21 protein-coding genes (1 of these 21 running past the window's edge) are annotated in these 19,736 nt (G+C 52.4%); all 21 read right to left on the minus strand.

Annotated elements, in window-relative coordinates:
• A protein-coding gene (greA, locus tag QMO62_RS16820; RefSeq protein WP_284642763.1) for a transcription elongation factor GreA crosses the window boundary here: on the minus strand, positions 1-145 show its 5' end (the start). Its footprint begins 332 nt before the window's first position; only the first 145 of its 477 coding nucleotides appear in the window; it begins with the start codon at positions 143-145; its stop codon lies beyond the left edge, outside the window.
• Positions 146-345: 200 nt separating this feature from the next.
• Positions 346-1,374, minus strand: a complete 1,029-nt coding sequence (gene dusB / locus QMO62_RS16825; protein WP_284642764.1) for a tRNA dihydrouridine synthase DusB — start codon at positions 1,372-1,374, stop codon at positions 346-348.
• Between the two features lie 35 nt (positions 1,375-1,409).
• A complete protein-coding gene (locus tag QMO62_RS16830) occupies positions 1,410-1,622 on the minus strand; it encodes a helix-turn-helix domain-containing protein (protein ID WP_284642766.1) in 213 nt (70 codons plus the stop codon).
• The gene (gene folK / locus QMO62_RS16835; RefSeq protein WP_372516681.1) at positions 1,607-2,122 is read right to left on the minus strand and encodes a 2-amino-4-hydroxy-6-hydroxymethyldihydropteridine diphosphokinase; all 516 of its coding nucleotides are present in this window, start codon (positions 2,120-2,122) and stop codon (positions 1,607-1,609) included. Before folK ends, QMO62_RS16830 begins: the two co-directional genes overlap by 16 nt.
• A 5-nt stretch (positions 2,123-2,127) precedes the next feature.
• Entirely contained in the window at positions 2,128-2,490 is a 363-nt protein-coding gene (folB, locus tag QMO62_RS16840; RefSeq protein ID WP_284642768.1) for a dihydroneopterin aldolase, read from the minus strand.
• Positions 2,491-2,505: 15 nt separating this feature from the next.
• Positions 2,506-3,342 (minus strand): dihydropteroate synthase, encoded by an 837-nt coding sequence (folP, locus tag QMO62_RS16845; RefSeq protein ID WP_284642769.1) that lies wholly within the window; start codon positions 3,340-3,342, stop codon positions 2,506-2,508.
• Positions 3,343-3,346: 4 nt separating this feature from the next.
• Entirely contained in the window at positions 3,347-4,225 is an 879-nt protein-coding gene (pabC, locus tag QMO62_RS16850) for an aminodeoxychorismate lyase (RefSeq protein WP_284642770.1), read from the minus strand.
• The gene (gene pabA, locus QMO62_RS16855; protein ID WP_284642771.1) at positions 4,222-4,803 is read right to left on the minus strand and encodes an aminodeoxychorismate/anthranilate synthase component II; all 582 of its coding nucleotides are present in this window, start codon (positions 4,801-4,803) and stop codon (positions 4,222-4,224) included. The genes pabC and pabA overlap by 4 nt, the downstream gene beginning before the upstream one ends.
• Positions 4,804-4,805: 2 nt before the next feature.
• Positions 4,806-6,359, minus strand: a complete 1,554-nt coding sequence (locus QMO62_RS16860) for an anthranilate synthase component I family protein (protein WP_284642772.1) — start codon at positions 6,357-6,359, stop codon at positions 4,806-4,808.
• Between the two features lie 107 nt (positions 6,360-6,466).
• Complete coding sequence (gene cysK, locus QMO62_RS16865) at positions 6,467-7,408, minus strand: cysteine synthase A (protein WP_284642773.1); 942 nt, start codon at positions 7,406-7,408, stop codon at positions 6,467-6,469.
• 104 nt (positions 7,409-7,512) lie between these two features.
• Positions 7,513-8,445 (minus strand): peptidyl-prolyl cis-trans isomerase, encoded by a 933-nt coding sequence (locus QMO62_RS16870; protein WP_284642774.1) that lies wholly within the window; start codon positions 8,443-8,445, stop codon positions 7,513-7,515.
• Between the two features lie 45 nt (positions 8,446-8,490).
• Positions 8,491-9,363: an Hsp33 family molecular chaperone HslO gene (gene hslO / locus QMO62_RS16875; RefSeq protein ID WP_284644968.1), complete on the minus strand. Its 873-nt coding sequence runs from the start codon at positions 9,361-9,363 to the stop codon at positions 8,491-8,493.
• Between the two features lie 74 nt (positions 9,364-9,437).
• Positions 9,438-10,205, minus strand: coding sequence for a type III pantothenate kinase (locus QMO62_RS16880; RefSeq protein ID WP_284642776.1), 768 nt, complete (start codon positions 10,203-10,205; stop codon positions 9,438-9,440).
• The gene (nadC, locus tag QMO62_RS16885; protein WP_284642777.1) at positions 10,202-11,071 is read right to left on the minus strand and encodes a carboxylating nicotinate-nucleotide diphosphorylase; all 870 of its coding nucleotides are present in this window, start codon (positions 11,069-11,071) and stop codon (positions 10,202-10,204) included. The genes QMO62_RS16880 and nadC overlap by 4 nt, the downstream gene beginning before the upstream one ends.
• Entirely contained in the window at positions 11,055-12,677 is a 1,623-nt protein-coding gene (nadB, locus tag QMO62_RS16890; RefSeq protein WP_284642778.1) for an L-aspartate oxidase, read from the minus strand. Before nadB ends, nadC begins: the two co-directional genes overlap by 17 nt.
• Before the next feature lie 36 nt (positions 12,678-12,713).
• Entirely contained in the window at positions 12,714-13,652 is a 939-nt protein-coding gene (gene nadA, locus QMO62_RS16895; protein ID WP_284642779.1) for a quinolinate synthase NadA, read from the minus strand.
• Between the two features lie 263 nt (positions 13,653-13,915).
• The gene (ftsH, locus tag QMO62_RS16900; RefSeq protein WP_284642780.1) at positions 13,916-15,886 is read right to left on the minus strand and encodes an ATP-dependent zinc metalloprotease FtsH; all 1,971 of its coding nucleotides are present in this window, start codon (positions 15,884-15,886) and stop codon (positions 13,916-13,918) included.
• A 71-nt stretch (positions 15,887-15,957) separates the two neighbouring features.
• Positions 15,958-16,497 carry a hypoxanthine phosphoribosyltransferase gene (hpt, locus tag QMO62_RS16905; protein WP_284642781.1) on the minus strand — a complete coding sequence of 180 codons (540 nt, stop codon included), beginning with the start codon at positions 16,495-16,497 and terminating at the stop codon, positions 15,958-15,960.
• Between the two features lie 55 nt (positions 16,498-16,552).
• Positions 16,553-18,004 carry a tRNA lysidine(34) synthetase TilS gene (gene tilS / locus QMO62_RS16910; protein ID WP_284642782.1) on the minus strand — a complete coding sequence of 484 codons (1,452 nt, stop codon included), beginning with the start codon at positions 18,002-18,004 and terminating at the stop codon, positions 16,553-16,555.
• A gap of 11 nt (positions 18,005-18,015) precedes the next feature.
• The gene (locus QMO62_RS16915) at positions 18,016-18,927 is read right to left on the minus strand and encodes a protein kinase domain-containing protein (protein ID WP_284642784.1); all 912 of its coding nucleotides are present in this window, start codon (positions 18,925-18,927) and stop codon (positions 18,016-18,018) included.
• A complete protein-coding gene (locus QMO62_RS16920; protein ID WP_284642785.1) occupies positions 18,911-19,666 on the minus strand; it encodes a vWA domain-containing protein in 756 nt (251 codons plus the stop codon). The genes QMO62_RS16915 and QMO62_RS16920 overlap by 17 nt, the downstream gene beginning before the upstream one ends.
• Positions 19,667-19,736: the final 70 nt, after the last annotated feature.

The following is a 19,736-nucleotide window of genomic DNA, read 5'->3' on the forward strand; positions in this document are numbered from 1 at the left end:
CGGAGTTTTCGCTGATATCTCCGTAGCCGATCGCGATTTTAATCCGCTCCGCCACCTCGCGGCGCTTCACCGATTTCAGATGCTCCAATTCTTCCTCAAGCTTCTTAAGACCCTCTTGGGTTAGGATGACCTGTTTCTCGCTCATTACTACATATCTCCCGTCGTGTGAAAGATTTTCATATCTCGAGCTGCATTACCCGCTATGAATTCACTGATAATGATAATATATGAACGACCCATGCCCTGATGACTCAGAACGATGCCTTGAAATTACTATTGACTGATTATATTTCAAGCTTTTCCAAATGTCAATGTAAGCCAAAACACCCGAATTTCTGGTCAGTGTCAGTGATAGGAAACCGTGATCTCATCAGGGGCAGCCCCTTCTTCGTCACCACTATCGTTCATCTGCTCCACAAAACGGTCTAACAGCATAACCATATCGTCGCGCCGCGTCTGCTCCATAATGGCGTCTTTGATTCGCGCCGCTCCACGCAGCCCTTTAAGATACCAAGCCATATGCTTTCGCATTTCCTTCACGGCGACATGCTCGCCCTTCAGATTAACGAGCCGATCCATGTGCAGAATCGCAATGCGGATTTTCTCCTGCGGCGTCGGGTCCGGCGGAAGCTCGCCCTTCGTTAAATATTGAATGGTCCGGTACAGCATCCAAGGATTGCCTAAGGCGGCCCGTCCGATCATGACACCGTCCACGCCGGTATGGTCCAGCATGCGCTGCGCGTCCTCCGGAGTAAATACGTCACCGTTCCCGATCACCGGGATCGACACGGACTCCTTTACTTCCTTGATGATATCCCAGTTCGCTTTCCCCGTATACATCTGTACGCGTGTGCGCCCATGGACCGATACGGCGGAGCCGCCGCCGTTCTCTACAGCCTTGGCGTTCTGAACGGCATAGACATGCTCGTCATCCCAGCCGATCCGCATTTTCACCGTTACGGGCTTATTGACCGCCTTTACTACGGTGGTTACCATCTGTTCGATTTTACCCGGGTCTAGAAGCCAACGGGCCCCAGCGTCGCACTTGGTGATCTTCGGGACTGGGCAGCCCATGTTAATATCGATGATGTCGGCGTTCGTCTGCTGATCGACAATTTTCGCAGCTTCCACCAGCGTCTCCGTATCTCCTCCGAAAATCTGCAGGCTTAGCGGCTTTTCCCGCTCATCGACGAACAGCATTTCCATCGATCGTTTGTTACCGTGCAAAATGGCTTTGTCGCTGACCATTTCCGCACAAACCAAGCCGCAGCCGAATTCCTTCGCAATCAGGCGAAACGCCGGGTTGCATACGCCGGCCATCGGGGCCAGCACTACTTTGTTCGGGGCAATGACATTGCCGATTTGTAACGTCATATGGTTTCACTCCTTTCGAGCGGTTTATTTCGCGTTCAATTGACAGTAGCTGTAAGCTCTTCCGGGTCAATCCCGAGCACATCCGAAATTTTACGAATAATTTTGGGATCGGGTCTTCGCGTTCCCCGCTCAATCGAGCCTAGAACGGCTATAGAGATTTCGAGCCGGTCGGCCAGCTCATTCTGTGTCAATCCCTTCAGCTTGCGGAATGCGCGAATGCGCTGTGCTATCGCTATATTTTTTTCCATAATTTCACGCCTTCCTTTCCTTCCGCCCGCTCTAAGTATAGGTTTAATCTAGCTGCTTGCTCGGGGGCGGATTTCTGCATGACCTCCAGAAGAGGCACCAGAACAAAGGCGCGTTCCAACATACGCGGGTGAGGCAGGATTAATGCCGGGTCATCTTGAGAGCAATCATCGAACAACAGCAGATCCAAATCAATGGTCCGCGGACCCCAGCGGATATCCCTTTGACGCCCTAACGCTTGTTCCGTATCTACCATACGTCCAAACAACGCCTGAGCCGTTAAGGACGTACGAATTTCTATGACCATATTCAAAAACGGGTCTTGCTCCGTATAACCGACCGGATCGGTCTCATATATACCCGACTGTCCGGTAATCCGTATCGCCGGATGGTCCTCCAGCCGTCGCATTGCTTCCCGTAGATACCTTTCCCTGTCTTCCATGTTGGAACCTAAACCAATGTATGCAGTATGCTCTGGTAGTCGGGCGATTTCGTCATCCATGTTCGTTATGCCCGCTTTCTATGAATTTCCACTGTCACACCGTCAAAATGAATCGCCACCGGAGGGTGGGGCTTCACGACGCGAACAGTCAACGCATTTATACTAGTATAAGTTCGCAGCACTTCGGATGCAATATGCTCGGCCAATGCCTCAATCAAGCGGAACGTTTTTTCCTCGACAATCCGCTTGATCAGCTCATGCACCTCGGCATAGTTCACCGTGTCCTCAATGCTGTCGGTACGCCCCGGCCGATCTAACGGCAGATGAAGCTCCACATCGACAACGTAGCGCGCTCCCAGCTTGTTCTCCTCGGCAAATACACCGTGGTATCCGTAAAATTGCATGCCTGACATTGTAATTTTATCCAACAGGGGCACTCTCCTCTATTCGAGCTCTTTCTGAGCCAGCATGGCATCCGTCATGACAGCCGTTCTCTTCATTGCTTGCACATCATGCACGCGTACGATGCGGCAGCCTTGGACAATGCCGTATACCACAGTGGCCCCCGTACCGAAGACGACCTCGTCAGGGGGAAGCTCCAGCGTACGATGAATCATCCTTTTGCGGGAGGTGCCCAGCAGCACCGGATACCCGAGAGCCACAATCCGGTCCAAATAGTTCATCAGCTGAAGATTTTGCTCGTGCGATTTGGCAAAGCCGATCCCGGGATCGAGAATGATCTGGTCATCGCGGATTCCCGCTTCATGCGCCCGGTCTACGGTGCGCCGCAAGTCTTCTATTACGTCATGGATAAAGTTAGCATACACCGCCTCATCTCGATTATGCATAAGCACGATCGGGGCGTTGTGGGACACCGCAACGGACGCCATATCCAGGTCCTTTTGCAAACCCCAAATATCATTGATGATATCCGCACCGGCTTCCAGCGCTTGCCGGGCTACTTCCGCCTTATACGTATCTATCGAAATCGGGGTCGTAAGACCCGCTTCTCTAATGGCACGAATCGCGGGAATCACACGCCGAAGCTCTTCCTCTTCCGTTACAATCGCCGCTCCCGGCCTGGTGGATTCCCCACCGATATCAATGATGTCTGCGCCCTCTGCAACCATAAGTCGCGCACGCTCCACTGCCGTATCTATATCCACATAGCGTCCTCCATCCGAGAACGAATCGGGAGTCACATTCAAAATTCCCATGATCAAGGTTCTTTCGTTCAGAGGTAGCGTTTGATGCTTGCAGTTCAATCGCCCTAAGGTCATGTCGCTATACTCCTCCTTTTGCCGCCGATCGGTACCTACCTAGCAGCTGCCTCGCAATTGGCCCTGCTTTCCCTTCGCTCACGGTAAAGCTCTCGCCTTGACTGTCATATAGTGTTGTGATCGGAACGAGCTCCTGGATGGAATTGGTGATGAAAATTTCGTCGGCCGCTCGCAGCTCCTCCCATCGATAGAAACCCTCCTCCGGGTGCAGACCCCAATCCGCAGCCAGCTCCAAAACGAACCTTCGGGTAATGCCGGGCAAAATGCCGGTGTGGGTGGATGGGGTACAAAGCCGCTTCCCCTGCAGATAAAACACATTGCTCACGATGCCTTCAGCGATATGGCCGCCCGCATCCAGCATCAGCCCCTCTGCCCCTGCGGCGTAAGGGTATCCCGCAAGCTCCCGCTTAGCCAGAATGTTGTTCATATAGTGAAGCGACTTTTGCCGAAGCGGTCCCTCCGGTGTATTACGGCGAAGCTTCAGCAGCTGCAGCGCTTTTCCCTTCTCGTAGAGAGCTTCGTTAGGCTGAGGAAGAGGTTTCATATAGATAACCGTTGTCGGCTCTTTGTATTCGTCCGAAGGTAGACCCAGAACATCCGTTCCCGCTGTGACCGTATACCGAATATAAGCGTCTGTCAGCTCATTCGCCTCCAGTAATTCTTGAACGATCCGGTTCACCTCGCAAGTCTTCGGAGCATGTTGAATCTCTAGCTCCCTACAGCCCGCAGTCAGTCGCTCCAAATGCCGTTCCAATAGAAAAGGGCGGCCGCCGTACGTGCGAAACGTCTCAAACAAGCCCATCCCGTAAAGAAAACCGTGATCGAATACCGAGACCACGGCTTGCTCTTCGTTTATGATGTTACCATTCACATAAAGCTTCATGCCTTGCCCACAGCCGTCCGTTTCAGGAAATTGCGCAGCATCTGATGTCCGTGGTCCGTAATGATGGATTCCGGATGGAATTGGACACCCTCGATCGGATATTCCTTATGGCGTAGTCCCATAATTTCGCCTTCCGGGGTTTCCGCACTGATCTCCAAGCAATCGGGAAGCGTCTCTTTCTTCACAATCAAGGAATGGTAGCGCGTAGCCGTAAACGGCGAAGGCAGACCTTCGAAAATGGACTTCCCGTCGTGCAGAATCGGAGAGGTTTTGCCGTGCATCAGCTTCTCGGCACGAATGACATCTCCTCCGAACGCCTGTCCGATGGATTGATGGCCGAGGCATACACCCAAGATCGGAATTTCTCCCTTAAACCGCTCAATCAGCGCCAGGCTGATTCCCGCTTCATTCGGTGTACATGGTCCGGGCGAAATCAGAATATGATCCGGCTTCAATGCTTCGATCCCGTCCAGATCAATCTCATCGTTACGGCGTACCACTACCTGTTCCCCCAGCTCGCCCAAGTACTGCACCAGGTTATAAGTAAACGAATCGTAATTGTCGATGACCAAAATCATGATTACATTCCTCCCGTAGCGCAGCTGTGCAGCTCGCTGTATTGAATTGCCTTCCACATCGCCTTGGCTTTATTAATGGACTCGATGTATTCCCGCTCAGGCACAGAGTCGATGACGATACCCGCTCCGGCCTGAACATAACCGGTATCCCCGGCAGCAACTAATGTTCGTATCACTATATTAAATTCCATATCGCCGTTATAGTCAATCCATCCGATGGACCCCGTATACGGTCCCCGTCGAACCGGCTCCAGCTCCTCAATGATCTGCATAGTGCGGATCTTCGGAGCCCCGGTAATGGTTCCTCCCGGGAACGTCGCCGCGATGACATCATATGCATCCTTGCCCGGCGCCAGCTCCCCTTCGACCTCGGAGACGATATGCATCACATGGGAATAATACTCGATGACCATAAAATCCTTCACGCGAACCGTACCGTAGGTCGAAATTCTCCCTAAGTCGTTGCGCTCAAGGTCGACGAGCATGATATGCTCGGCCCGTTCTTTCTCATGGAGGATGAGCTCATTGGCCAGCTCCCGATCTTCGTCTTCGTTCTTCCCTCTCGGACGTGTACCCGCAATGGGCCTTGTCCGAACCTTGCCCCGCTCAAGCTGGACCAGAAGCTCCGGTGAGCCCGAGACGAGATGATAATCACCGAAACGCAGCAGCCCCATATAAGGAGAAGGGTTCACGACCCGTAGCCATTCATAGATCTCCTCAGGACTTTGGCTCAGCTTCTTATGCTGCCGAACCGATAGGTTCACTTGGAATACGTCGCCCGCGCCAATATACTCTTGAATGCGGCGAACAGCCGCCAAATAGCTTTCCTTCGTAAAATCGGGAACGATCCCCGGGATCGATTCCACATCGATTTGCATCCGGTCCTTAGCAACGGAATCCAGCTTGTCCTGATAAGCCTTCTGAGCTGCGGTGTCCGATTGAATACCGGCAAGCCGATCCCAGAGCTCTTTCATTCTCTGCGCCTGCTGTAAGGCCAGTTCATACTTACCGCGCAGCCCCTCATCAAGACCTGACTCAGGCTGATTAGCTTGATGAACCGCGCAGTACAGCTGGTTCTCCTGATGATCAAGAACCCAGAGCTCGTCCACCCGGAGAAAGGCATAATCCGGAATCGGAAGATCCGCCTTCGCCTGCGACGGCAGCTTCTCGATCGTACGTATGACGTCATATCCCCAGAAGCCTATGCAGCCGCCGATCCACTTGGGGGCGCCTTCCACCCGAGGTGAACGGTACGGTGCCATCCATTCCTTCACCAGATCGAGCGGCTTGCCATCCGCCATACTCAAGGTGCCGTCGCTTTCTGTGATGGCAGCCCGGCGATCCGTCCCTCGAATGACGGAGGAGGCTTTCAATCCGAGGAATGTATATCTTCCGCCCTTCCCGCTTTCCAGGACAAACGACTCCGTTGATGCTTCCTCCCAAGCCCGCTGCCAGGAAATCAGCCGATCTTGGGGTAAGCTATGTTTGATCACTAGAGGCAGCACGGAATATGTCCGCGACCACCGAAGCCAGTCTTCATATGTTGTCAGGATCATGCTCCGCGCCCACCCTTCTCCCCTACTTACGATATTGGGATAAGTATACTTGAAAAAGACTTCCCCCTCAACTGTTCCTGAGGGGGAAGTCTGTGTCGGTTTCTCTATTATTGCTCTTCGAATTGATACAATGGTGTGGAAAGGTAACGCTCCCCGTTACTTGGGATGATCGCTACGACCCGCTTGCCGGCTCCAAGCTCCTTCGCTACCTTCAAGGCCGCGAAAATAGCTGCACCCGACGAAATTCCGCCGAGGATCCCTTCTTCTCTAGCGACACGACGGGATGTTTCAAACGCATCGTCGTTCTCTACAGGAATCACGCCATCATAGATGCCGGTATTCAGGATATCCGGCACGAAGCCTGCGCCGATTCCTTGAATCTTATGAGGACCTGGCTTGCCTCCTGACAATACAGGGGATGCAGCAGGCTCAACCGCGTAAATCTTGATGTTCGGGAAGTTCTCGCGAAGCACGCTGCCCGCGCCTGTAATCGTACCGCCGGTACCGATACCTGCGATAAAAGCGTCCAGCTTGCCGTCATGCGATTGAATCGCCTGTACGATCTCAGGACCGGTCGTCTCGCGGTGAACTTTCACGTTCGCTTGGTTCTTAAACTGCTGCGGCATAAAGTAATTCGGGTTTTCTGCTTGCAGCTCTTCCGCACGCTTAATGGCACCCTTCATGCCTTCCGCTCCAGGCGTCAGCACCAGCTGAGCACCGTAAGCGCGAAGCAGGTTGCGGCGCTCCATACTCATGGTCTCCGGCATAACAAGAATAGCCTTATAACCTTTCGCTGCAGCGACCATGGCAAGACCGATACCGGTGTTACCGCTGGTAGGCTCAACGATCGTATCGCCCGGCTTAATACGGCCTTCCTGCTCTGCAACCTCGATCATGCTGATGGCGATCCGATCCTTAACGCTCGCACCCGGGTTTTGGAATTCCAGCTTCACGTAAACTTCCGCGCTGCCTTCCGGCACGACACGGTTGAGCTTCACCAAAGGTGTATCTCCGATCAGTTGTGTAACGCTTTGAACCAGCTTAGCCATTGTGCAATCCCCTTTCGACTATGAAAAAATAATATCCGAGTAAAACGCTAGGTATTATAATCTCATATTATCAACATGCCCATAAGTTGTCAATACTTATCCTGCTAAAGCGTAACAGTTACGTTCCACTTTTTTCGAAGCTCCTTGATCATTTCCTGCATAGGCGGCGCTTCTCTCAAGGCAAGCTCCTTACGAATTCGTTCACGAATTTCCTCGGGGCTTCCCTTGGATGTCTCTTTTCTTTCTTTTACCTTAAGTATATAGAGCTGTCCGCTCTCTTCAATCGGCTTGCTGATCTCGCCCGCCTTCATCCCCTTGGCGGTCTTCATGAGAGCCCCCGGAACGAAAGGATCATCCGCCTCTACCCAACCGAGGTCTCCGCCCGCATCTCTCGTAAAATCATCCAAGGAACGTTCCTTAGCGATCTGCTCGAAGGGGATTCCTTTGGCTGCGTCATTCAGCACCTTAGCGGCTTGATCGCGGTTGCTGACGACAATTTGCTGCAGACGCAGCCGTATATTCGGCTTAAACTCGTCCTGATGAGCCGCGAGATAAGCATCCACTTCCTCGTTCGTGATCGTTACGCCCCGAATGGTCAGCTTCTCGACCAGCAGCCGATACGTAATGTCCTGTTGAATCGCTTCAGGGGTCAAGCCAAGCTGCTCCTTCATCGCCTCGTAAAAGCGCGATTCGCTCTCATATCCCTGCTGCATCCGTTTCAATTCCTGCTGAACCTCTTTTTCTTGTACGGAAATTCCTTGCGCGTTTGCTTCCAAGCGAATGACTTCATGATCAATGATTTGATTCAACTGTTCCCGGCCATATTTGTTCAATAGCTGCTCTTCTAACTGTCTTAAGGTAATGGTCTGGTTTCCAATGGTGGCAATGGTCCGTGTATTGCCTTCTGGCTGTCTTTGATCCGGTTTCATATCGGCGGCAGGCTGCTTGTAGGAATTGTACAACAATACGGAGGAAAGGACGATAACGGCGATCAGCAATACCGCAATGATACCCCATACAATCGTTCGATTTTGCATTCCTCGGTTCCCCTCGTAGATCCAAGCTTTCCAAGCTGGTGCTGCTTAGAGCTGCTGAATTAATTCCCTTAGATCGTCGCCTGTAAACTGATATTTCTCATTGCAAAAATGGCAAACCAGCTCCGCCCGGCCCTCCTCCTCGAGAAGGCTCTCCAGCTCTGCGCGGCCTAAGCTGATCATCGTTCTTTCTACCCGGTCTCTCGAGCATTTGCACTGGAAGCGGACATCCTCACGGCGCTCCAAAATTTGCACATCCGGCAGCAATGTCTGAAGGATGCTCTCCAAATCTTCGCCTCGTTCCAGAAGCGTAGTGATCGGAGGAATGTGGCTCAGCTGCTGTTCGATCTCCGAAATTTCCTTGTCGGTAAGACCCGGAAGCAGTTGAACGATGAAGCCTCCTGCTGTTTTCACTGTATAATCCACGTCCACCAGTACACCTAAAGCTACGGCGGACGGCGTTTGCTCCGATTTGGCGAAATAGTAGGTGAAATCCTCCGCAAGCTCCCCGGAAATGATCGGGATACTGCCGCTGTAAGGCTCCTTCAAGCCAAGATCCTTAGTCACATAAAGGAATCCGTCGGTCCCTACCGCTCCGGCTACATCCAGCTTGCCGACAGCATTGAGCGGCAAGTCAACGTCCGGATTACCCACATATCCCCGTACCTCGCCCCGGGCATCGGCATCCACGACAATTTGACCGATCGGGCCGCCGCCCTTGACTTGCACGGTGAGCCGCTCGTCTCCTTTAAGCATGGCTCCCATCATCGCCGCAGCCGAGGCCGTTCGCCCTAGAGCGGCTGTTGCTGTCGGAGTCGTCTGGTGTCTGCTGCGCAGCTCCTCTACCAGCTGTTTCGTTAGTATGGCAAAAGCCCTTACCTTCCCATTGAGCGCTGTCGCTCGCAATAAATAGTCCTGCACCGGAATGTTCTCCTTTGATCTATCCACAGTATGGTCTCTTTCGTTTTGAAGCTATTGAGCGGTTTCACAGCTGCTTAGCTGTTCCGTTCATAAATAATTTGGAGTCCCTGGAGTGTCAGCAGCGGGTTCACCAGCTCAATGGTGCGGGACTCCGAAGCGATCAGCTCGGCCAGCCCGCCCGTAGCAACCACTTTAGGCTGACGGCCCGGGAATTCTTGTTTGATCCGATCGACGATCCCGTCCACCTGTCCTGCGAAGCCGTAAATGATACCGGCTTGCATGGAGGACACCGTATTGCGCCCGACGACGCTCTTCGGTTTAATCAATTCGATGCGCGGCAGCTTCGCCGCCCTCTGGTAAAGCGCCTCGGTGGAAATACCGATGCCCGGGGCTACAGCCCCTCCTATGTATTGTCCGTTCTCATCCACATAATCAAAGGTGGTGGCTGTGCCGAAATCGACGACGATGCAAGGGGGACCGTACAGCTCAATGGCCGCCACCGCATTCACGATTCGATCCGCGCCGACCTCTCTTGGGTTCTCATAGCGGATATTGAGCCCGGTTTTCACACCTGGCCCTACTACCAGCGGCGTTTTCTTTAAATATTTTGAACATAAGTTCTCCAATTGAAACATGAGCGGAGGCACAACGGACGAGATGATGACACCCTCAACCTGCTCCAAGCCGATCTTAGCGTGATGAAACAGGTTGTAGATGGTCATGCCGTACTCGTCTACGGTTGACGAACGATTCGTGCTGAGCCTCCAATGATGCAGGAGCTGCTTCCCCTCATAAATACCTAGAACGATATTCGTATTTCCTACATCAATAACTAAAATCACGGCCGGACCCCTTTCCGGTCATTCAGATCCAAGCTGATGTCCAGAGCTTGAACGGAATAGGTCAGTCGTCCCACCGAGATCACATCAACTCCGGAATCCGCAATTTGCTGAATCGTATCCAGCGTTACGGAACCGGAGGCTTCTACCACTATATGCGGAGCGGCGGATTTAATACGATGTACCGCTTCCTTCATCTGCTGCGGCGCCATATTGTCGAGCATGATCACATCCGCTCCGGCAGACAACGCCTGCTCCAGCTGCTCGAAGCTTTCGACCTCCACCTCAATCTTCATGGTATGAGGTATGTTAGCTCTTGCCGCCTGAATAGCCTGAGCTACGCCGCCGGCGCCTTTGATGTGATTGTCCTTAATCATCACGGCATCGAACAAGCCGAACCGGTGGTTATGCCCGCCACCGACGCGAACTGCATACTTCTCCAGCATGCGATGCCCGGGAGTCGTCTTTCGCGTATCCACAAGACGAACCGGGCGTCCCTCCAGCCGATCGACGAACTGACGTGTCCGCGTTGCCACACCGGACATGCGCTGCATCAGGTTCAGGGCCAGACGCTCTCCGAGCAGGATACTTCTAGTGCTTCCGCTTACTTCAGCAATCACCGTACCGTAAGAGACGGCATCCCCATCTTGAGCCAGCGCCTGAAATTGTAGATTCGGGTCTACCAGTGCAAAAACCGCTTGAGCGACAGGCAGCCCGGCCAGGATGCCCTGATCTTTCACATGAATAATTCCTTTCGACTCCTGACCGGCAGGAATCGTCGTCATGGTCGTAACGTCCCCCATGGCGATATCTTCATCAAGCCACTGCTGCAGGTTTTGGTTCAGCGTTCTGCTATTCAGCTCCAACATCGTCGATGCGTCCCTCCGTAATGCCGTGGATTCGGTTAAACACCGTATGCTTTCGCCATACCAAGTCATCCCGTTCCGGGAAATCTTCCCTATAGTGTCCCCCGCGGCTCTCTTCTCTAATCAAGGCTGCTTGCGTGGTCAGCAGGGCACAGGTGAGCAGATTGGCGAATTCGTACTCCTCCCGTTTGTTCAGATGCGCATCAAGCAGCGGCAGGTGCCGCTTCAGCTCTTCATAACCCTTCAGCAGGCCGCTTTCCGACCGCTTTAAGCCGACATAGCGAAGCATCACCTTCTGCAGCTTCAGCTTCTTCTCTACCACCGGTGTAAGCGCTATGTCCTTACGCGCCTGGCTGCCGCGAACGTCTAGCTCTCTCTCAAGCGGCGGCAATTCGTTAATCCGCTCAATAATTCGGCGCCCGAACACAATCGCCTCCGAGAGTGAATTACTGGCCAGTCGGTTGGCACCATGAACCCCTGTAGAGGATACCTCCCCGCAAGCAAAAAGGCGCTTTACCGCCGTTTCCCCATACAGGTCGGTCTCTACTCCCCCCATCATGTAATGGGCGGCGGGAGCAACAGGAATCCAATCGGAGGATAAGTCCAGCCCATGATGCAGGCATGTTTCATAAATCGTAGGGAACCGATGCTTCACCGTTTCCTCCGACTCATGAGTGAAATCAATATATACAAAGGTTGACTTCGTATTTTCCATCTCGCTGACGATCGCCCTTGCTACGATATCCCGCGGGGCAAGCTCGAGCTGGGGATGGTACTTCTCCATAAAGCGCTCTCCGTTAATGTTACGAAGCACCGCCCCTTCGCCGCGTACCGCCTCCGAAATGAGGAATCGGGGTGCTCCCGGATAACATAGGGAGGTTGGATGGAATTGAACGAATTCCACATCCCGAATGTCCGCTCCAGCCCGGTAAGCAATGGCAATGCCGTCACCGGTTGCAATATCAGGGTTTGTCGTATAACGGTACAGCTGCCCGGCTCCGCCGGTGCATAGAATCGTTGCGTTGGCCCTGACGAACACTCGTCCTCCGTCGGGCCTCTGAACCAGAGCCCCGAGACACTCCCCATTCTCGGTTATCAAATCAATAACAAAGTGATCATCCCAAATCTCGATGTTCGGGTCCTGTTTCGTCTTCTCCGAGAGTGCCCTTACGATCTCCGCACCAGTCGCATCGCCCTGTGCATGAAGAATGCGCCGCTGACTGTGGGCGCCCTCCTTCGTCAAAGCGTAATGCCCGTCCTCCATATCGAATTCCGTGCCGAGCTTGATCAGATCGTTCACGCCGGCCGGTCCTTCATGAACAAGCACATCTACCGCTGCAGAGGAGCAAAGCCCCGCACCAGCGATCAAGGTATCCTGACGATGATAGGCCGGGGAATCCTCGTCGGAGATGACGGCGGCAATACCGCCCTGCGCGTAGCGGGTATTGCTGTCCAGCAGCGACTTCTTCGTGATAATGAGGACCTTATGGTTCTCGGCGGCCTTTAAGGACGTGAATAAACCGGCAATACCGACTCCAATCACAATGACATCCGTATGTACATGGGGCAATTCCCCTATGTTGAAGTCGACCAAATAACGCGGTATCATATGAATTCCACCTGTCTAACAGGAAAGTAGCGCATGCTACTTTACTTCCAGCATGCGCTCCAGGGATGCTTTGGCTTGCTCAGCTACGTGCGGCGGTACGTAAATTTGCGGCTTCATCGTCTCCAGGCATTTAACAACCTTCTTCAGGTTATTTACCTTCATGTTCGGGCAAACCAAGTATTTCGTTGCAAAATGGAACGTCTTGTTCGGGCTGTCTAACCGAAGCTGATAACCGGTTCCGTCTTCCGTCCCGACAATAAATTCCTGACAATCGGATTCCTTACAGTATTTAATAATAGCGGTAGTGCTGCCGACAAAGTCACCCATCTTCACAACCTCAGGACGGCATTCCGGATGAACGACAAACTGGGCGTTCGGATATTGAGCCTTCATTTCTTCTACGTCTTTGACGGTAAGCATATCGTGGGTGTTGCAGTAGCCTTCCCAGATGATCATCTTCTTGTCCGTAAACTTGGAAACGTAGTCCCCGAGATTTTTATCCGGAACCCAGATGATTTCGTCGGAGTCGACGGAGTTGATGACCTTGATGGCGTTGGCGGACGTACAGCAAATATCCGTTTCCGCTTTAACGTCAGCCGAAGTATTAATGTAAGCTACCACTTTGGCGTTCGGATGCTTTGCCTTCAGTGCTTTCAGTCCGTCCACGTTGACCATATCGGCCATCGGACAGCCTGCCCGCTCATCCGGAATCAGAACGGTTTTGTTCGGGGCCAAAATCTTAGCGCTCTCTCCCATAAAATGAACTCCGCAGAAAACAATGACATCGGCATCCGTCGTTGCCGCTTTCTGCGCCAGCAGGAAAGAGTCACCGCGAAAATCAGCAACCTCTTGTATTTCGTCACGCTGATAATAATGGGCAAGAATAATAGCGTTTCTTTCCTTCTTCAGCTGAGCAATGCGTTCTTTTAATTCTCTATTTTGTTCCGCCTTGCGCTCCAATGCCAATGCTTCCATAGGACACCTTCCTTTTAAGTAACCCCTTAGACTTGGTGAAAATGTTCACAAGCATCTTAAAGATTTACACCTAATTTACACGGAGAAATACCCGGTGTCAATGCTTAAATACCTAGAAATTCCTTTAAAATTTCAGTGTAATCCTTACTATCATACCGACTCTTACTTCTTAGATGTAGTTTCTCGCGGAAGCCGCCATTTTACCCCGGTAGATAAAAGGAAAAACCGGCACCTCGCGGCAACCGGTTTTTCCTCTGTTTACGTTACTCTTTATTTCCCTTATCATCCTCGTCGGATGGCTTCTCGTTTGGCTGCTTATCCTGGGCCTGCCCTTGGATGTTGACCTTGACATCGTCGGTCTGAATCGTAATGGAGCCACCTTCTTCTCCACCGTTTCCATCCAGCTTGCCATTCTCGATCAGCTGGCGAATTTGTTCCTTCTCCAGCGTTTCCTTCTCAATCAGCGTTTCGGCAATCAAACGCACCTGATCGCTGTACTTTGTGAGAGTTTCCTTGGCTTGAGCATAGCAGTTGCGAATAATGCTCTGCATCTCCTGGTCGATCTCGTAAGCGATGGAATCACTATAGTTCTGCTCGTGTCCAATATCGCGTCCGAGGAATACTTGACCTTGGGAGGTACCGAACTGCATCGGTCCGAGCTTCTCGCTCATCCCGTATTCCATGATCATTTTCCGTACGATAGTTGTTGCGCGTTGGAAGTCGCTATAAGCGCCCGTACCGATCTCGCCGATAAACAGCTCCTCCGCTACGCGCCCGGCAAGGAGACCGGTTACCTTGTCAAGAAGCTCCGACTTGGTATTCATCATTCGGTCTTCGCCTTCCTTCGGCAGCATCATGACATATCCGCCAGCGCGTCCGCGCGGGATGATCGTCACTTTGTGGACTGCCTCGGCATTCTCAACATGATAGCCGACGATGGTGTGTCCAGCCTCGTGGAAAGCGACCATCCGCTTCTCCCGTTCGCTGATGACACGGCTCTTCTTCTGCGTACCGACAATAACGCGGTCGAAGGCTTCTTCCAACTCATCCATCGAGATGTCTTTCCGGTTACGGCGGGCTGCAATCAGAGCCGCCTCGTTCAAGAGGTTCTCCAGATCAGCACCGGTGAACCCGGTAGTGTAGCGAGCCAACGAATCCAGCTTCACGTCTTTGGCCAGCGGCTTATTGCGCGCATGCACCTTCAAGACGGCTTCTCTACCCTTTACATCAGGACGGTCAACCGTAATTTGACGGTCAAATCGGCCCGGACGAAGGAGAGCAGGGTCCAGAATATCCGGACGGTTCGTGGCAGCCACGATAATGATGCCTTCATTCGCGCCAAAGCCGTCCATCTCCACAAGGAGCTGGTTCAGCGTTTGCTCGCGTTCGTCATGTCCGCCGCCGAGTCCGGCGCCGCGCTGACGACCTACGGCATCGATTTCATCTATAAAAATAATACAAGGGGCGTTCTTCTTAGCGTTCTCAAACAAATCCCGTACACGGGAAGCACCGACACCGACGAACATCTCTACGAAGTCGGAACCGCTGATACTGAAGAAAGGAACTCCAGCTTCACCGGCTACTGCACGAGCAAGGAGTGTTTTACCCGTACCCGGAGGTCCGTTAAGCAAAACCCCTTTTGGAATTCTTGCTCCAACCGCTGCGAATTTTCGAGGATCCTTCAGGAATTCTACAACCTCTACAAGTTCCTGCTTCTCCTCATCGGCACCCGCAACATCCTCAAAAGTAACCCGCTTCTTCTCTTCATTATAAAGTCTGGCTCGGCTCTTACCGAAGTTCATGACTTTACCGCCGCCACCCTGCGCCTGATTCAATAGAAAGAAGAACAGGATGAAAATAATGACGAATGGGATAATGGAGGTAAGGAAGCTGATCCAAACATTGTCCCCTTCCATCTTCTCGATGTGCACACTGCCTACTGGAATGTCGGCCTTGTTAATTAAGGCCATCAGTTCCGTCGTATCATACGGCGCCCGGGTCTCAAAGTTCTTCTTGTCTGGTTCGGCAGTCTTAAATTTCCCCCGAACTAAATAAGTTTGAGCGTCATATTTGACAACGATGGTCTCGACATTCTTCTCGATCAGCGCCGTACGAAGCTGGTCATAGCTAATAGCGGCCTTCTGATCATTTTGCTGACTGATGAAATGTACGATACCCACCGTGACCAAAAAAATGAGCAGATAAAAGCCTGTATTGCGAATAATCCGATTCATCCCCTACCTCCTCTCAAAAAACGGCAACTTTGTATATTGTACCACAGCAAGTCTTGCCATCACAAGAAATGCTATTGGGAGTACACTTCCGGCTTCAGGATCCCGACATACGGCAGATTGCGGTACTTTTCGGCGTAATCGAGGCCATATCCGACGACGAAGGCATCAGGGATAACGAAGCCCTTATAATCGGCATCAAGCTCCACCGTCCTGCGCGCGGGCTTATCGAACAAAGCTGCAACCGTGATGGAAAGGGCATTGCGCCGCTCCAGCACATCAATCAAATAGCTGAGCGTCAGCCCGCTGTCGATAATATCCTCCACGATCAGAATATGTCGTCCTTCCACAGGCACGTCCAGATCTTTAATGATCTTTACGACGCCCGAAGACTTAGTCGATTGCCCGTAGCTCGAGACAGCCATAAAGTCAATCTCCAGCGGAACCGTAATCTGCTTTACGAGATCGGACATGAAAATAAAAGCGCCCTTCAGCACGCAAATGACAAGCGGATTGCGTCCTGCGAAATCGCGGCTGATCATTTCCCCCATTTCCCTTACTTTGTCTTGAATCACTTGCTCCGAGTAAAGAACTTCTTGAATGTCGTTTTGCAAGAGAGAACCTCCTACTTGTGATGAAATCAAAAACTATAGTATATGAAGGCCTGCATCAGGAGTTTAAGCCTCCCGGCATAAGCAGCATCATTCGTAATACACAGCGTGACTGTTCCGTAACGGCGGCGGCAGCTGAACGTCTTACCCCCGGCACCCAGATGAGCTCCCCCGAGGCATCCGTAATCATAGGAATCCGTTCACGGACGGAAGGCGGTATTTTGCTGTCGATGAACATATCTTTTACCTTTTTGGAGCCGTTTAGTCCGGCAACCCGCATTCGGTCCCCCGGTTGCCTGCTTCTTACTGTAAGCGGGAAGGACAAGGCATCGGCATCGAAAAAAGCTGTCATGTGATTCGCAGATGATCCCTCCAGGCGGCCGGTCTCCATCCACACACAGTGCAGACGTATCTCCGCTTCGGGGATGTCCAGCTCCGTCTGTCCCCATTGGAGCGGATATGCGTACGGAGAAGGTGGTACCACCATCCTATGAATTAGCACACGATCATATTCCCGGGTCAGAACAATGTTCTGAGCAACGGGATATCGATAATTGGAAGGGGCACGCCTCAGAACATCCGTTCGGATCCTCTCTACATTCAGGAAATCTATGGAATCAGGCCCTGCAGAGAGATAACTTAATATTAGTTTAATCAAACGCCTTTGTAAAGCAAGCGGCACATCCGCAAACCATTTTGCCGACCAGGAATAGAAACCGTTTTCCGCTCTTACGTATTGCTTATATAAAGAGAATACTTTCTGATCCATATATTCATTCTCGGCAGCCGCCACTTCCGCCAGCCTTACAAGCGCCTCCTCCAAGTTGCCGTTATATTGCCTGAGATAAGGAAGCACGCTGAGCCGAAATTGATTGCGTGCATACTTCTGCTCCAGGTTGCTGCTGTCGATGCAGTAGGAAAGCCCGTGGGCCTCGCAATACCTCAGAATTTCCTCCTTGTATATACGTAGAAGGGGGCGTACAAGTTCCAAACCTTCGCGAAGCTTTCTTCGGGCGGGAATTCCGCCTAGCCCTGAAGGCGATGTGCCGCGGACAATACGCATGAGCAGCGTTTCGGCCTGATCGTCGGCGTGATGTGCCAGCGCTATACGCGTTGCATGATTTCGGCCCGCCACCTCGGATAGAAAAGCATACCTTAGCTCTCTGGCTGCCACCTGAGCATTCTCTCCCGTTTCTTCTATATAAGAAGGAACACGAATCGTTCCGATTTCGCAGGGCATCCCCCATTCATCGCAAAGGCGCTCGACAAATAAAGCCTCGCGGTCCGACTCCTCACCCCGAAACCCGTGATTGACATGAGCTGCGACAATACGAAGCTCCCATCGGGGCGCAAGCACAAAAAGGAGATGAAGCAGCGCAACGGAGTCCGGACCTCCGGAAACCGCCACCACGATGCTCTCTCCTCGTTCAAAAAATCGCTCAGAGCTGATATGCTGCTCAATGCGTACGGCCAAATCGGATTCCATCATCAACGTACCTTTCGTATCCATGCCTTAACTTCCTATTGAAAAACCATAAACAAAGCGGCTGCAAACAATGCGAGCGAGGCAAAAAAGCAAATCTTGAGCCAGCTGCCGACCTGTCCCCGCAGCTTGGTGCGCTTCCCGGCCAAGCTGATTTTACGCCAGTCCTGCATTGCTTGCTTCGAGGTTGCGTACTCTCCCTGCAGCATTCGGCGAATCAGGGGAGCGACTCCGGCAAGGGATGGACTGCGCCCCAGCATTTCGAGCAGCAGATCCACCTGCCGGTTCTGCGGCAGAAACCCGGAATAGCGCTGCAGCTTCCGCTCCGTATCGCCGCTTGCCAGAAGCAGTACGGCGAAGGAAAACAAGTCATAGGACTCCTCGGCTTTGCGGGAACCCGCCCCCCAAAAGCCCCGGTCATAAACCTCCGTAAACTGCTTCACGGACCTTCCCTTCTCGGTGACGCCTCCAAAGTCGATAAGCTCGACGTCCCCATAGCCGGTAACAATCATGTTCTCCAGCTTAAGGTCGCCGAATATGTATCCTTGACTGTGAAGCTCCGTCAGCTTGCGCAGTAAATTGAGCCCTACGAGCCGAATCCAATCGCTCCCATTCTGCCTTAGGAACTCCCCCAGCGTCTGACCGCGAATATATTTCACTACGCAGAAGGGATAGTCTGTGCCCTCCATTTGGAAATCATCCACATCCAATAGGTACTGACTGAACGAAGTGGATGATTTCGACAGCGCTTTGAGCGCGTTTACCTCAGACTGGTGGTCGAGTGCATCATATCCCATCTTGAGTGCGTAGAGCTGCTTCCCAAGACGCACCAAATAAACCTTACCGTTCGCACCTTCACCCAGCAGCCGTTCCACGCGATACTGAGCCTTGTTCCATTTGCCTTGAACGATCGCCCCCGCGGATAACGCGGGCTCAAACGACGTAGTCACTCAGCATCCCTTCCTTGCCGGCAGCCGGCTTCTCTGCCGCCGTTCGACTTGTCCTATGTATTTCATCGGCTCGGTCCGCCATAAAATGAACTACTTTCAGTATTGCCGGACCCGTCGGGGTAGTGCCCTTCATGCTTAATTTATAAAACAAACGGTTTAAATTTGCAAGGTCGCTTGTCCAATCCAGATCCATCTCCACTTCCTGATCCCCTGCAAGATTTGCCGGAAAGTGAAATACCGAGATCAAGCTTTCCCCGCTCCTGGCCTGCAAGCTCAGCTGCAGATCGTAGATCGCTTCCCTGACGGCATGCAGCTTCGGCTTCATACTGGCGCTGGTATCGATCAGCAAAGCGACCTGAATCCGGCTCGTTTCCGTCAGCTCATCGATCACATGCACGACCCTTCCCCGGGACTCCGGGGGCAATGCCTCCAGCTTGCTGTCACCCAGAATGCTTTTCAGCTCCTTACTCACGGCTTGTTGTATGGTAGTCACGACGGTTTTGCGAGTCATCATTTGTACGGTTTGGGAAAGCTGTCTTGAAGAAACGATCCGGCTCATCCCGCCTCCGGCCCGCGCGATTTCCTGAATTTCGGCGGCTCCCTGCTCTCCAAGCTCCTGCCCGTCCGTGATTCCGATGACATTCACAACGATGCCTTCGGCTTTGGCATGAGCCGCCGCCATCACCGGACTGAGGCCCACATTCGAGCAGCCGTCTGTAATCAATAAAATTTGCTTCACGATCCATCCCCCCCGCTATTCTATTATCTAGCTTTGCCATGATAAGAGAATTCTAAACTTGGGGAATATG

This window comes from Paenibacillus silviterrae (assembly GCF_030167925.1).
Lineage (GTDB): Bacteria > Bacillota > Bacilli > Paenibacillales > NBRC-103111 > Paenibacillus_G > Paenibacillus_G silviterrae.